This window comes from Sphingobium psychrophilum, from assembly GCF_012927105.1.
GTDB classification, from domain to species: domain Bacteria; phylum Pseudomonadota; class Alphaproteobacteria; order Sphingomonadales; family Sphingomonadaceae; genus Sphingobium; species Sphingobium psychrophilum.
In genome coordinates this window covers 82,761-96,282 of record NZ_JABBFV010000013.1, presented here as the reverse complement: position 1 = coordinate 96,282, position 13,522 = coordinate 82,761, and the positions used below count along the sequence as shown (strand labels likewise).

The window sequence follows — 13,522 nt, the reverse complement described above, 5'->3', positions numbered from 1 at the left end:
TGCCCATGACAGCGGCGCATCAGACGCCGCCGCAGCAGGAGAAACGATATGACTGGCGAAACGCCCCCTAAACTGTCCGAAGCCGACCTGACCGGCGTGGAAGCCCCTGGCAACCGCCGCCGCCCCAAGGCCCCGATCATGGAGATTGACGGCCGTAAGCTGAAGCCCGCCACACTGATGATGGGCCATGGTTATGACCCGACCCTGTCGGAAGGCTCGCTCAAGCCGCCCATCTTCCTCACCTCCACCTTCGCCTTCGAAAGCGCCGCCGCGGGCAAGCGCCATTTCGAAGGCGTGACTGGCATCCGGCCCGGCGGATCGGAAGGGCTGGTCTATTCCCGCTTCAACGGCCCCAATCAGGAGATTTGCGAGGATCGGCTTTCGGTGTGGGAGGAGGCGGAAGATGCCTTGCTCTTTTCCAGCGGCATGTCGGCGATCGCCACCACATTGCTGGCGCTGGTGCAGCCGGGCGACGTGATCGTCCATTCAGCGCCGCTCTATGCCGCGACCGAATCGCTGATCGGCCGCATCCTTGGAAAGTTCGGGGTGCAATGGGTCGATTTCCCGGCTGGTGCCACCGAGGAGGAGATTGGCGCGGTGATCGAAAAGGCCAAGGGTCTGGGCCGCGTCGCCCTGCTCTATCTTGAAAGCCCGGCCAACCCGACCAACGTGCTCGTCGATGTGGAGGCGGTGGTTGCGCAGCGCGACTCGCTGTTCGTGGGTGAGGCGCATGTCCCGCCGATCGCCATCGACAATACATTCCTGGGACCATTGTGGCTGAAGCCCTTGGCCCATGGCGCAGACCTCGTCATCTACAGCCTGACCAAATATGCCGGCGGCCATAGCGATCTGGTCGCGGGCGGGGTGTTGGGGTCCAATGCGCTGATCACCACCATCCGGCTGATGCGTAACACGATCGGCACGATCCTCGACCCTCATAGCGCCTGGATGCTGCTACGGTCGCTGGAAACGCTGGAGTTGCGGATGAGCCGGGCGGGCGAGAATGCGGAGACGGTCTGCACCTGGCTCAAGGACCAGCCGCAGGTGGAGAAGGTGGTCTATCTGGGCTTTCCCGAAACCGAGCGGCAGGCCGATATCTATCGCCGCCATTGCACCGGCGCGGGATCGACCTTCTCGCTCTATCTGAAGGGTGGCGAGGCGGAAGCCTTCGCGTTCCTCGACGCGCTGAAGATCGCCAAGCTGGCGGTCAGCCTGGGCGGGACCGAGACGCTGGCCAGCCATCCCGCCGCGATGACCCACCTGTCCGTGCCGGCCGAGCGCAAGAAGGCGCTGGGCATCGGCGACAATATGGTGCGCATTTCGATCGGCTGCGAAGATGCTGACGATCTGATCGCCGATTTCGCCCAGGCGCTGCGGCAAATCGGATGAGCGACGCGCGCCCGGTCATTCTCATCGCCCAGCCGCATCTGGCGCCGTTGCTGGGCTTGCTGGCGACGGACTATGCGGCGCTGCCTTTGTGGGAGGCGGCCGGGCGCGCGCGGATTGCCGAGGCACGGGCGATCGTGACGGCGGGCGAGTTCCAACTCGACCCCGCGTTGCTGGAGGCGATGCCGCAGCTTGGCCTGATCGCCTGCTTCACCGTCGGTTATGACGGGATTGACCTTGCGCGGGCGCGGGCGCGGGGCATCGCCGTGACCCATGCGGGCGACGCCAATGCGGAGGATGTCGCCGACCATGCGATTGGCCTGATCCTGGCGCATCGGCGGCAGATCGTTTCCGGCGACCGGCAGGTGCGCGCAGGCGCGTGGGTGGCGGGGGCCAAGACCATCACCCGGTCGCTGGCCGGCGCGCGGGTGGGGATAGCAGGCATGGGCGCGATCGGCATCGCCGCGGCGCGGCGGGCGGAGGTGATGCGGATGCCGGTCCGCTGGTGGGGGCCGCGCCCCAAGCCCGCCCTGGCATGGCCGCGCGCCGACAGCCTGATCGCGCTGGCGCAGGACAGCGACATGCTGATCGTCGCGGCCAGGGCGGATGAGACGAATCGCGGGATGATCGATTCGGTGGTGATCGATGCGCTGGGGCCGGGCGGCCTGCTGGTCAATGTGGCGCGCGGGCAATTGGTGGACGAAGATGCGCTGATCGCCGCGTTGCAGGATGGCCGGCTGGGTGGCGCAGCGCTGGATGTGTTCGCACAGGAACCGACCGATGCCTCGCGCTGGGCCGATGTGCCCAACTGCGTGCTGACCCCGCACACCGGCGGCGCGACCGATGCGGCGGTGGCGCGGATGGCGGCGATGTTGCTGGCCAACCTGCGCGCTTATTTCAGCGGGGCGGCGCTGCCGTCGCCCGTGCCCGATTCGGTTTAGGGCGGAATCCTTCCCGTAGGCGGGCGTTTCATTGAAACGGCGGAACTGGGCTGCCGCCTGCGCGGGAGCACGGCGTTTTTCATCGCGCGTATTTACGGTGGAACAGCCATCTGGGCAGCACACATGACTATGCGCTGTCGTAGGATTCGCGATTGGCCGACGGCTACGCCATCAAGGCATCAGAATTTGAAGATAGTGCCCAGATAGACGGCCTGGCTGTCCTGACGTTCGTCGGTCATCGGCGTCGTGCGACCCGCTACGCTATTATTATAGCGCACACCGGCAGTGACGTTGAGGTTGCGGGTCAACGAATAGGAACCCGCCAGATCCAGCGAATAATCCTTGTCCGCCGACGGATTGCGCACGGTCGCTGCCGCCACGCCGGATTCGCGACGATTTTCCAGCATCATCTTGGTGCTGAACCGATCCTTCTTGCCGTCATCCAGCGAGAAATTCTTGGCGTCCACCATCGTTTCGACCGGCACCGGGTCCAGCGTCTTGCGGCCAACCGAATCGGGCAGGGCGAATTTGCGCCAGTTGTGCGCGCCGTTCAGGCTGAAGGCGACAGGCTTGATATCGATCGCATCGATGGTGCGGTTCACGGCCACCTGATCGGCACCGCCAGCGGCCCGGACCATCACGGTCACCGAACGCTGGCCGCTCAGCGAACCACTGGTCGGCGTGAAACGGAAACCCTGTCGACTGGCCGAGGCCACCATCTTGGCATAGGCCGCGGCGAGGCGCGGATCCTTGATCGTGGGGGTGAAGGAGGAAATGCTGCCCAGCCCGCCAAGCGAGACAGGCGCTTGCGTGCGCAACCGCATGAAATCAGTCGCCGCACCGAACGCGGGAGACAGCATGAAGCCAGCGACGGCCAGCGCCGCGCCCGTTCCTGCCAAATATCCCCTGTTCACACGCATGACCCGATTCTTGTCCCCGTTCATATATCTTGCGTAACGCTCTACACTCGCAAAGCCTCCACTGACTAGGGGCAGAACGCCTTTTTGTCTGAGCTGTTGCATGGAACACACAGGCCGGAGTCCCTGGAACGGGAGCGTTACCATCGTCCGTCACCGCGCCGTCCGTCGCGCGCACCGTCACGCCCCCTTGCCCCACGCCGCACGGCCACTATAGAAGCGGTCAGTTTTTCGTCTTTTTCATGCTAGGACATGCCTGATGGTCCGCCGCCTTCCCGCCTCTGCAACCGCCGGCCTGCTGCTGGCCGTGCTCCTTCCGCTGGCTGCCTGTGGCGGCGGTGCCAAGGACCGGCCCAAGGCCGACCTTGCCGCATCGAAGGTCACGACGATCGGCGTCAACGCCTATCTGTGGCGCGCATCGCTGGACACGCTGTCCTTCATGCCGATGGTGCAGACCGATTCGAACGGCGGCGTGATCGTCACCGACTGGTATTCCAATCCCAACAGCCCCAATGAACGGATGAAGCTGACCGTGTCGATTCTGGACCAGGATCTGCGCGCCGACGCCCTGCGCGTCGCGGCCAGCCGCCAGGTGAATCAGGGCGGCCAGTGGGTCGATGCCCCGGTCGCTGCGGCTACCGTGCAGAAGCTGGAGGAAGTGATCCTGACCAAGGCGCGCGACCTGCGCCGCACGGCGATCGGCTGACACCGCGCTTTGGGCGGCGCTGGCGCGACGCCCGTATTTTCTGATCTATCGGGGCTGGGCTTGGAAAGGCCCAGCCCGATCGCATTTGTAAGGACATGACATGCAGAGGCGCTTCAACCCGCTTGAGGCCGACGCCCGCTGGCAGGCGACCTGGGACGAACGGCAGAGTTTCAAGGCCGACGACGCATCGCCCAAGCCGCGCAGCTATGTGCTGGAGATGTTCCCCTATCCGTCGGGGCGCATCCATATCGGTCATGTCCGCAATTATTCGATGGGCGACGTGCTGGCGCGATTCCGCCGGATGACGGGGCATGAAGTGTTGCATCCGATGGGCTGGGACGCCTTTGGCATGCCGGCCGAAAATGCCGCGATGGAAAAGAAGGTCCATCCTGGGACATGGACCCGGTCCAACATCGCCAATATGCGTGCGCAGCTTAAAAAGCTGGGTTTCGCGATCGACTGGAGCCGCGAACTCGCCACCTGCGAGCCGGACTATTATGGCCATGAACAGGCGCTGTTTCTGGACATGCTGGAAGCGGGCCTGGTCTATCGCAAGGAGTCGGCGGTCAATTGGGACCCGGTCGATATGACCGTGCTGGCCAATGAGCAGGTGATCGACGGGCGCGGCTGGCGTTCGGGCGCATTGGTCGAGAAGCGCAAGCTGTCCCAGTGGTTCCTCAAGATCACCCAGTTCGCCGACGATCTGGTCGCAGGGCTGGCCACGCTGGACCAGTGGCCCGACAAGGTGAAGCTGATGCAGGAAAACTGGATCGGCAAGTCGGTCGGCCTGCAATTCCATTTCGAGCCGGTGGCCCCTTTCGACAGCCGGATCGACGTCTATTCGACCCGGCCGGACACAATTTTCGGGGCAAGCTTCGTCGCCATCGCGGCCGACCATCCGATCGCGCAGGCTGTGGCCGCAAACAACCCGGACGCCGTCGCCTTCATCGAGACGTGCAAGGCGGGCGGCACCACGGCGGCCGAACTGGAAACGGCGGAGAAGCTGGGCTTCGACACCGGCCTCAGCGTCGCGCATCCGTTCGATCCCGACTGGCACCTGCCCGTGTTCATCGCCAATTTCGTGCTGATGGATTACGGCACCGGCGCGGTCATGGGCGTGCCTGCGCATGACCAGCGCGACCTGGACTTCGCGCGCAAATATATGCTGCCGGTCGAGCGCGTGGTCGCCCCGGAAGGCGAAGCCGATAAGCCGATCCATGACGAGGCCTATACCGGCCCCGGCAAGTTGGTGAACTCCCGCTTCCTCGACGGCATGAGCGTGGATGAGGCGAAGGCCGCCGTCATCGCGCGGGCCGAATCCGAAGGCTGGGGCGCAGGTAAGACCGTGTTCCGCCTGCGCGACTGGGGCGTGTCGCGCCAGCGTTACTGGGGCACGCCGATCCCGGTGATCCATTGCGCGACGTGCGGGCCGGTGGGCGTGCCCAAGGACCAGTTGCCGGTCGTGCTGCCCGAAGACGTGACCTTCGACATTCCCGGCAATCCGCTGGATCGCCATCCGACCTGGAAGCATGTGACATGCCCGTCCTGCGGCAAGCCGGCGGTGCGCGAAACCGACACGTTGGACACGTTCGCCGATTCGAGCTGGTATTTCATCCGCTTCGCCAGCCAACCGTCGGAAAAGCCGTTCGACCGCGAAACCGTCGAAAAATGGCTGCCGGTGGGCCAATATATCGGCGGCGTGGAACATGCGATTCTGCATCTGCTCTACGCCCGCTTCTGGACCCGCGCGCTCCAGCATATGGGGCAATTGGGCTTTGCCGAGCCGTTCACCGGCCTGTTCACGCAGGGCATGGTGACGCATGAAACGTACAGCCGCGAACAGGGCGAGGGGCTGCCCCCTGTCTATTTCGCGCCCGGCGAGATCGACCGGACGTCCGAGGGCGCGACGCTGATCGCCGACGCTGCGCCGGTGGAGGTCGGCCGGGTCATCAAAATGTCCAAGTCCAAGAAGAATGTCGTCGATCCCGACGATATCATTGCCCAATATGGCGCGGATGCGGTGCGCTGGTTCATGCTGTCCGATAGCCCGCCGGAACGCGACCTGCCCTGGACCGAGGCAGGGATCGAAGGATCGTGGCGCTTCGTCAACCGCGTCTGGCGGCTGTTCGGCGACTATGACACCGCCGCCGAGGGTCAGGACAAGGCGCTGGACCGCAAGCTGCACCAGACCGTCGATGGCATCGCCAGGGATATCGAGGCGCTGGGCTTCAACAAGGCGGTTGCCAAGATATACGAGCTGGTAAACGCGATCGAAAAAGCCAAGCCGTCCGCATCGCGCACCGCCGCGATCCGCGGGCTTGCCCTGCTAGTCGCGCCGATGACGCCGCATCTGGCCGAAGAGGGCTGGGCGGAGATGAACGGAGAAGGCCTGATCGCCGACGCTGCCTGGCCGCCGGTCGATCCGGCGTTGTTGGTGGACGATGAAGTGACCATCGCCTGTCAGGTGATGGGCAAGCTGCGCGACACCATCACCGTGCCCAAGGGGACGGCGAAGGACGAACTGGAGCGGCTGGCCCTGGCCGCTCCCAATGTCATCCGCACGCTGGACGGCGCGACACCGAAGAAAATCATCGTCGTACCCGATCGGCTCGTGAACCTAGTCATCTAACAAAACGCCGCTCGGCCTGAGCCTGTCGAAGGCCCGCTTCTTCCTGAAAAGGAAGGAAAGCCCTTCGACAGGCTCAGGGCGAACGGTTATGGAGGTTCGCATGAAACCTTGGCCCCTGCTCTTGATCGCCCTTGCCTCCCTCACCGCCTGCGGATTACGCCCCGTCTATGGCGGGGGCGGGCAGGGCGCGGTGGCGCAGGCACTGGGCAATGTCACGGTCGAACCGATCGAGGGCAAGGGCGGCTGGCTGGTGCGCAATGCGCTCAACGACCGGCTGTCGGCGATGCGCAGCGGTAGCGGCCCACGCTACAAGCTGGTGGTGAAGCTGGACGATGATATCAGCGGCTTTGGCCTGCGATCCGACGCCGCGATCACGCGCGAGCGCCGCAGTTTACGTGCCCGGTATCAACTCGTTGATGAAACCACCGGCGCGCAATTGCTGGACGATACCGCCGGGTCGGACGCGGGCATCGACGTCACGTCGAGCGAATATGCCACGATCGCGGCCGAAGACACGGCGCTGGAACGGCTGTCGCAGACGGTGGCGGACCAGATCGTCACCCGGCTGGCGCTTTATTCGCGCAAGGCCGCCAATCCTTGAAGGCCAATCGCGGCCAGATCGAACGGGCGCTGGACGCGCCGCCGCAGGATATCCGCTTCTTCCTGCTCTACGGCCCGGACGAAGCGGGCAGCCAGTCGCTGGCCAAACGACTGGAGCGCGCCATGGGGCCGCAGGCCGAACGCATCGACCTGGACGGGGCGACGCTGAAGGACGATCCCGCCCGGCTGTCCGATGAAGCGGCGTCCTTTTCCATGTTCGGCGACAAGCGCTGGATTCGGGTCAGCGGCATGGGCGAGGAATCGGTGCCGGCGCTGACCGCCCTGCTGGAGGCGCAGGCCGCCGGCAACCCGGTGATCGCTGTCGCAGGCGCGCTGAAAGCGACGTCGAAGCTGGTCAAGCTGGCGCTGGATCACAAGGCGGTGATGGCGTGCATATCCTACCAGCCCGATGCGCGCGAATCGGAACAGATCGCCGTTGGCATCGCGCGCGACGGCGGGCTGCGCCTGCCGTCCGATCTGGCTCGCCGCATCGTCGACCTGGCCAATGGCGACCGCGCGCTGATGACCGGTGAGATCGAAAAGCTGATCCTCTATCTCGACGCCGCCCCCGATCGCCCGCGCGAGGCGACGGCGGAAGCGCTCGACGCCCTGTCCGCCGACAATCCCGATACGGAGGTCGGCCCGCTGGTCAACGCCGTGCTGGGCGGCGATTTGAAGGCCATGCACCGGGAACTGACCAGCCTGAGCGAAACCGGCACGGCCATGGCCTCGGTCATCCGGCCGCTGCTGAACCGGGCGATGCTGATCGCCAATATCCGCACCGATTTCGACGCGAGCGGCCGGCTGGACGGCGCGGTCGAGGCGGCGGGCAAGGCGGTGTTCTGGAAGGAAAAGGGGCTGGTGTCGCGTCAGGTGCGGCAATGGGACTCGCCCGGCATCGCCCGTGTGCTGCAACGGCTGCTGGAGGCGGAACGCGCGACCCGGTCGGGGCGGGGGCTGGGCGACCTGATGGTCCGCCACGAATTGCTGACGATCGCGCGGCAGGCGGCGCGCGAGCGGACTTGAACCCAGTGTCCGGCAAGGCCATATTGTCGCCATGGACAAGCTGAACCTGAGCGACGCCGAATGGCGCGACCGCCTTTCCCCCGAACAATATCATGTGCTGCGCGAAGCGGGCACGGAGCGGGCCTTTACCGGCCCCTATAATGGCAACAAGGCCGACGGCGTCTATTATTGCGCCGGCTGCGGTGCCGAACTGTTCGACGCCGGTGAGAAATATGACAGCGGGTCTGGCTGGCCCAGCTTCACCGCGCCGGTCGATGGCGACGCGGTCGAGGAAATTCGCGACGCCAGCCATGGCATGGTCCGCACTGAAGTCCGCTGCGCCACCTGCGAAGGGCATCTGGGCCATGTGTTTCCCGATGGTCCCGGCGTCAACGGTCTGCGTTACTGCATGAACAGCGCCAGCCTGGACTTCAAGCCGCGCGACGACGAGGCGTAAGCCCCTTTACTCCGTCCGTTTTGAACGAAGTCGAGAAACACGAGCGCGGCGTTAGACGCTTCTCGACTCCGCTCGATGCAAACGGGGTTTCTCTTATTCATCCCCGGTAAAGCGCCGATCCCCATGGAAGGCGCGACGGTCTTTTTCCACGCCAGGCGCATGATTTGCGCTGGCAGGGGCCGGGATTAGCGCGTATCCGGGGCGGCACAGATGGCAGGATCAGGCAAGAGCAAGGGCGCGCCGCGTGGCCGCGCGAAGACATGGATGCTGCGCGGGCTGAAGATCGGCCTCGCGACGGCGGTGGCGGGCTTGCTGGCCGTGGTGATCGCGGTGGTGATCGCGATGCAATCGCTGCCCAGTTATGACAGCCTGAAATCCTCCCCCAACGGCCAGATGATCCGCGTCCATGCCGCCGACGGCAGCGTCATCGTGTCCTTGGGGCCGAGTTTCGGCCAGTGGATGGATTATGACCGGATTCCGCAGGTCATGGTCGACGCCATGGTTTCGACCGAGGACAAGCGCTTTTACCTTCACCCCGGCGTCGATCCGATCGGCATGGCGCGCGCCGCCTGGGTCGCGGTGGAAAATCGCGGCAAGGGCCGCCGCTGGCAGGGCGCATCGACCATCACCCAGCAGGTGACGCGCAACATCTTCCTCAACAACAGCTATAGTTTCGGCCGCAAGATCCGCGAAATGGTGTTGGCGCTGGCGCTGGAGCGGAAATTCTCCAAGCGGCAGATCCTCGAACTCTATCTGAACAAGGTCTATTTCGGCGGCGGCGCATACGGCATCGACGCGGCCAGCCGCAAATTTTTCGGCCATCCCGCCGTGACGCTCAGCCTGCCCGAAGCCGCGATCGTCGCCGGGCTGGTCAAGGCCCCGTCCAGCTATTCCCCCACCGCTGACGCAGACGCCGCGATCGGCCGCGCCGGCGTAGTGCTGGACCTGATGCAGGAAAATGGCGTGATTTCCGCTTCGCAGCGGGCGGACGCCGATATCCAGAGCGTCAAGCTGGCTCCGCAAGCGCCGCAGAACAGCGTGCGTTATTTCACCGACTGGGCGCTGCCCCAACTCGACCTGCTGATCGACGAGCCGAACGAGCCGCTGGAAGTCTATACCACCATCGACCTTGGCATGCAGAAAGCGGCGACCGCGGCCATCCAGGCCAATGTGCCGTCGGGCACGCAGGGCGCGCTGGTCAGCCTGGACCGTGACGGCGCGGTGCGCGCGATGGTCGGCGGCCTGGATTATGTGACGTCCAACTATAATCGCGCCACCACCGCGACGCGCCAACCAGGGTCTGCCTGGAAGATCTTCGTCTATATGGCGGCGCTGGAGTCGGGCTACACGCCCGATACCGGCGTGACCGACGAACCGGTGACGATCAACGGGTGGAGCCCGCGCAACAGTTCCGGGCGCTTTTCCGGCGATATCGATATCCGCACCGCCTTCGCCTACTCGATCAACACGGTCGCGGCGAAGCTGGGCGTAGAGGTCGGCTTCCCGACCGTCGCCGACATGGCGCGCCGCTTTGGCGTTACGACGCCGGTCAATACCCACCCTTCGATGGTGCTGGGCACGTCCGACGTCCGCCTGATCGACATGACCCGCGCCGCCGCCTCGATCGCGCGCAAGGGCATTGCGGTGACGCCCTATGGTATAACCAAGGTCACGACCGCCGACGGCCGGCTGCTCTACAGCCATCAGGACGACACCAGCCGCGTGCTGGTCGCCCCCTGGGTGGCCGCCGGCATGACCGACCTGATGCAGACCGCGGTCAGCACCGGCACTGGCAAGGCGGCGCAGATCGGCCGCCCGGTGGCGGGCAAGACCGGCACCACGACCAGCAACAAGGATGGCTATTTTCTGGGCTTTTCCAGCGGCATTACGACCGGTGTATGGATGGGCCGCGACGACGCCAAGTCCGTGGGTGGCCTGCAAGGCGGCCGTGCGCCGGCCCATGCCTTCGCCGATTATATGAAGGTGGCCGTGTCCAAGCGCCCGGTGGAGGAGTTCGAAACCCAGGTGACGCTGCCCGAATGGCAGCTGGAGCCGGACGAGGAGGCCTATTATGGCAGCCCCGACAATGGGATGGGCGGGGGCATGGATGGCGGCACGGGCGGCGGCATGCTGGTCGACGAAAACGGCCTGCCCATCGAGCGTCCCCGCACGCGGTCTTCGGACCTCGACAGCGACGATCCGCAGATGGAAGTCGATCCCGAAGACCGGCCCCAGCAGGACCGGCCGCAGCCGCCGCGCATCGACCAGCAATGGATCGACAATGTGCTGGGCCGCGACCGCCAGCGCCAGCAACAGCCTGCGAACCGACCGACGCCCAATCCTTAGCCGCCCTAACCCTTAACCTCGTCATTCGCGGCAAAGTGGGTCTTTTCCAGCGCGCTGCCGTCGGGCAGCAGGAAGTCGACCTTCCCCCGGCCGAAATCGATCGCCACCCGGTCGAAAATCCGCAGCGCGCTGATGCCCAGCAGCAGCGCCGGCTTGTCCTGCATCCCCAGTTCGGCAAAGGGGCTGGCGTCGGCGAACAGCACCGGCACCTCGGTCAGGTTGACGCGCCCCATGCGCACCGACTTGATCCGTCCGACCTGTCCCGTCAGCGTGCCGCCGGTGACGCTGGTCAGCGCCGCCGTCAGCATCGCCGGCGCGCGCTTCTTCGCCACCAGCTTGTCGCGCAACGCGATATTGCCGATGCTGAAATTGGTGCCGGTATCGAGCATGATGTTGACCCGCATCCCGTTGACGTCGGAATCGAGCAGGATCAGCTGGCCACGCTTGCGCCGCGCCTCTACCACGATGGTATCGGGATCGGCCGACAGGCGGCGGCGGGGGTTGCTGCTGCTGATTTCCATCCGCCCGGTGCGGAAATTCAGCGTCAGCCGCTTGGCGTGCAAACTGTCCAGTCCCAGCAGGCCCGGCGCGCCCAGATCCACGCCCTCCAGCACCGGCGCCTCAATATCGTCGATCGTCCCGCCGCCAAAGCCCAGCCGCGGCACCGCGACCGTCCCGGCCTCCGACCGGCCGGTCATGCTGATGATCGTGACATTGGCGCGCGGCGACAGCGCCAGCTTTTCCGCCAGGTCGCGCGCGATGACGGTGCGCTGCGACCCGGTGTCGATGATGAAGTTCCACGGCCCCTTGCCGTCGATCGAGATCGGGATGGTCACCCGCTCGTCCAGCGCGGGACCGGTTTGGACCACCGCCGGCGGCACATCAGGATCGAGGATCGCGGAGGCGGGCAGCGGCGCATCCTGGACCGCCAGCGCAGGGCCGCCAATCGCCAGTGCAAACCCCAGCAACGCCCTCACACAGAGAGGGAGCCGTCCCATATCCTCATCCTTCCATTTTATGCGGTGCTTATACCATGGAAGGCCATGGTCGCACCAGCGCCACCACCCGGCGCAGATTGGGGCGGAAAGGCGATTTTCCGCCGCTGCGGCTTGCTGTCATGCCTTGACTTGACCGCATCTGGATCGCTAAACGCCTGATGATCCCTCCCGTTCGTCCAGAACGGGACTCGACCGGCGTCCTGCTCGGTTATTAATCCTTCCCAATTTCCGCCCCAATTCACCCTCTCGCCATCGGACCGATTCGCAATGCATCTCAAGGACCTCAAAAAAACAGCGCCCGCAGATTTGGTCACCATGGCCGAAGAGTTGGGCGTCGAAAGCGCATCGACGCTGCGCAAGCAGGATTTGATGTTCGCGATCCTGAAGGCCGAGGCGGAAAATGGTGAGCAGATCATGGGCGAGGGCACGATCGAGGTGCTGCCCGACGGCTTCGGCTTTCTGCGCAGCCCCGAAGCGAACTTCCTGGCCGGTCCCGACGACATCTATGTCTCGCCGAACCAGGTCCGCCGCTTCGGCCTGCGCACCGGCGACACGGTGGATGGCGAAATCCGCGCGCCCAAGGATGGCGAGCGCTATTTCGCGCTGGTGAAGCTCAACACCGTCAATTTCGACGATCCCGATGTGGTCCGCCATCGCGTGAACTTCGACAATCTGACGCCGCTCTATCCCGAATCCAAGCTGACGCTCGACCCTTATGACCCTACCCAGAAGGACAAGTCGGCCCGCGTCATCGACATCGTGTCGCCGCAGGGCAAGGGCCAGCGTACGCTGATCGTCGCGCCGCCCCGCGTCGGCAAGACGGTGATGCTACAGAATATGGCCAAGGCCATCACCGACAACCATCCCGAAGTCTTCCTGATCGTGCTGCTGATCGACGAGCGGCCGGAAGAAGTTACCGACATGCAGCGCAGCGTGAAGGGAGAGGTCGTCTCCTCCACCTTCGACGAGCCTGCCACCCGCCACGTCGCGGTCGCCGAAATGGTGATCGAAAAGGCCAAGCGGCTGGTCGAGCATAAGAAGGATGTCGTCATCCTGCTCGATTCGATCACGCGCCTGGGCCGCGCCTACAACACCGTCGTCCCGTCTTCGGGCAAGGTTCTGACCGGCGGCGTGGACGCCAATGCGCTCCAACGGCCCAAGCGTTTCTTCGGCGCGGCGCGTAACATCGAGGAAGGCGGTTCGCTTTCCATCATCGCGACGGCGCTGATCGACACGGGCAGCCGCATGGACGAAGTTATTTTCGAAGAGTTCAAGGGCACCGGCAACTCGGAAATTGTGCTGGACCGCAAGGTTGCGGACAAGCGCATCTTCCCTGCGCTGGACGTCGGCAAGTCCGGCACCCGCAAGGAAGAATTGCTGGTCGACAAGGCCAAGCTCAGCAAGATGTGGGTGCTGCGCCGCATCCTGATGCAGATGGGCACGATCGACGCCATGGAGTTCCTGCTGGACAAGATGAAGGACAGCAAGACCAACGAAGATTTCTTCGATTCGATGAACCAGTAAGCGGAAGGATTAT

At 64.8% G+C, this 13,522-nt stretch carries 11 protein-coding genes; 9 read left to right on the top strand and 2 right to left on the bottom strand.

Going from position 1 to position 13,522, the window contains the following annotated elements:
- Positions 1-48 precede the first annotated feature (48 nt).
- Complete coding sequence (locus HHL08_RS16940) at positions 49-1,389, top strand: cystathionine gamma-synthase family protein (RefSeq protein WP_169574244.1); 1,341 nt, start codon at positions 49-51, stop codon at positions 1,387-1,389.
- Entirely contained in the window at positions 1,386-2,327 is a 942-nt protein-coding gene (locus tag HHL08_RS16935) for a 2-hydroxyacid dehydrogenase (RefSeq protein ID WP_169574243.1), read from the top strand. Before HHL08_RS16940 ends, HHL08_RS16935 begins: the two co-directional genes overlap by 4 nt.
- Before the next feature lie 179 nt (positions 2,328-2,506).
- Here HHL08_RS16935 and HHL08_RS16930 read toward each other — a convergent pair whose 3' ends face one another.
- Complete coding sequence (locus HHL08_RS16930) at positions 2,507-3,247, bottom strand: hypothetical protein (RefSeq protein ID WP_169574242.1); 741 nt, start codon at positions 3,245-3,247, stop codon at positions 2,507-2,509.
- A 256-nt stretch (positions 3,248-3,503) separates the two neighbouring features.
- On the opposite strand from HHL08_RS16930, the gene HHL08_RS16925 reads away from it, so the two are divergent.
- From HHL08_RS16925 to HHL08_RS16900, 6 genes are all read left to right on the top strand, one after another.
- Positions 3,504-3,950 (top strand): DUF3576 domain-containing protein, encoded by a 447-nt coding sequence (locus HHL08_RS16925; protein ID WP_169574241.1) that lies wholly within the window; start codon positions 3,504-3,506, stop codon positions 3,948-3,950.
- A gap of 100 nt (positions 3,951-4,050) precedes the next feature.
- Complete coding sequence (gene leuS, locus HHL08_RS16920) at positions 4,051-6,579, top strand: leucine--tRNA ligase (protein WP_169574240.1); 2,529 nt, start codon at positions 4,051-4,053, stop codon at positions 6,577-6,579.
- A 100-nt stretch (positions 6,580-6,679) separates the two neighbouring features.
- Positions 6,680-7,180 (top strand): LPS assembly lipoprotein LptE, encoded by a 501-nt coding sequence (gene lptE, locus HHL08_RS16915; RefSeq protein ID WP_169574239.1) that lies wholly within the window; start codon positions 6,680-6,682, stop codon positions 7,178-7,180.
- On the top strand, positions 7,177-8,205 hold the full coding sequence (holA, locus tag HHL08_RS16910) for a DNA polymerase III subunit delta (RefSeq protein ID WP_169574238.1): 1,029 nt from the start codon (positions 7,177-7,179) through the stop codon (positions 8,203-8,205). The genes lptE and holA overlap by 4 nt, the downstream gene beginning before the upstream one ends.
- A 31-nt stretch (positions 8,206-8,236) precedes the next feature.
- Positions 8,237-8,641, top strand: a complete 405-nt coding sequence (gene msrB, locus HHL08_RS16905) for a peptide-methionine (R)-S-oxide reductase MsrB (protein WP_169574237.1) — start codon at positions 8,237-8,239, stop codon at positions 8,639-8,641.
- 210 nt (positions 8,642-8,851) lie between these two features.
- Entirely contained in the window at positions 8,852-10,987 is a 2,136-nt protein-coding gene (locus tag HHL08_RS16900; protein WP_169574236.1) for a transglycosylase domain-containing protein, read from the top strand.
- Between the two features lie 5 nt (positions 10,988-10,992).
- On the opposite strand, the gene HHL08_RS16895 is transcribed toward HHL08_RS16900, so the two are convergent.
- Positions 10,993-11,985: a retroviral-like aspartic protease family protein gene (locus HHL08_RS16895; protein ID WP_169574235.1), complete on the bottom strand. Its 993-nt coding sequence runs from the start codon at positions 11,983-11,985 to the stop codon at positions 10,993-10,995.
- 267 nt (positions 11,986-12,252) lie between these two features.
- On the opposite strand from HHL08_RS16895, the gene rho reads away from it, so the two are divergent.
- Complete coding sequence (gene rho / locus HHL08_RS16890) at positions 12,253-13,509, top strand: transcription termination factor Rho (RefSeq protein ID WP_169574234.1); 1,257 nt, start codon at positions 12,253-12,255, stop codon at positions 13,507-13,509.
- The last annotated feature ends 13 nt before the right edge of the window (positions 13,510-13,522 follow it).

Bases quoted from the DNA above. Each gene is read 5' to 3' on its own strand.
- HHL08_RS16940 (WP_169574244.1), top strand. From the start codon at position 49: ATGACTGGCGAAACGCCCCCTAAACTGTCCGAAGCCGACCTGACCGGC.
- HHL08_RS16935 (WP_169574243.1), top strand. From the start codon at position 1,386: ATGAGCGACGCGCGCCCGGTCATTCTCATCGCCCAGCCGCATCTGGCG.
- HHL08_RS16930 (WP_169574242.1), bottom strand. From the start codon at position 3,247: ATGCGTGTGAACAGGGGATATTTGGCAGGAACGGGCGCGGCGCTGGCC.
- HHL08_RS16925 (WP_169574241.1), top strand. From the start codon at position 3,504: ATGGTCCGCCGCCTTCCCGCCTCTGCAACCGCCGGCCTGCTGCTGGCC.
- leuS (WP_169574240.1), top strand. From the start codon at position 4,051: ATGCAGAGGCGCTTCAACCCGCTTGAGGCCGACGCCCGCTGGCAGGCG.
- lptE (WP_169574239.1), top strand. From the start codon at position 6,680: ATGAAACCTTGGCCCCTGCTCTTGATCGCCCTTGCCTCCCTCACCGCC.
- msrB (WP_169574237.1), top strand. From the start codon at position 8,237: ATGGACAAGCTGAACCTGAGCGACGCCGAATGGCGCGACCGCCTTTCC.
- HHL08_RS16900 (WP_169574236.1), top strand. From the start codon at position 8,852: ATGGCAGGATCAGGCAAGAGCAAGGGCGCGCCGCGTGGCCGCGCGAAG.
- HHL08_RS16895 (WP_169574235.1), bottom strand. From the start codon at position 11,985: ATGGGACGGCTCCCTCTCTGTGTGAGGGCGTTGCTGGGGTTTGCACTG.
- rho (WP_169574234.1), top strand. From the start codon at position 12,253: ATGCATCTCAAGGACCTCAAAAAAACAGCGCCCGCAGATTTGGTCACC.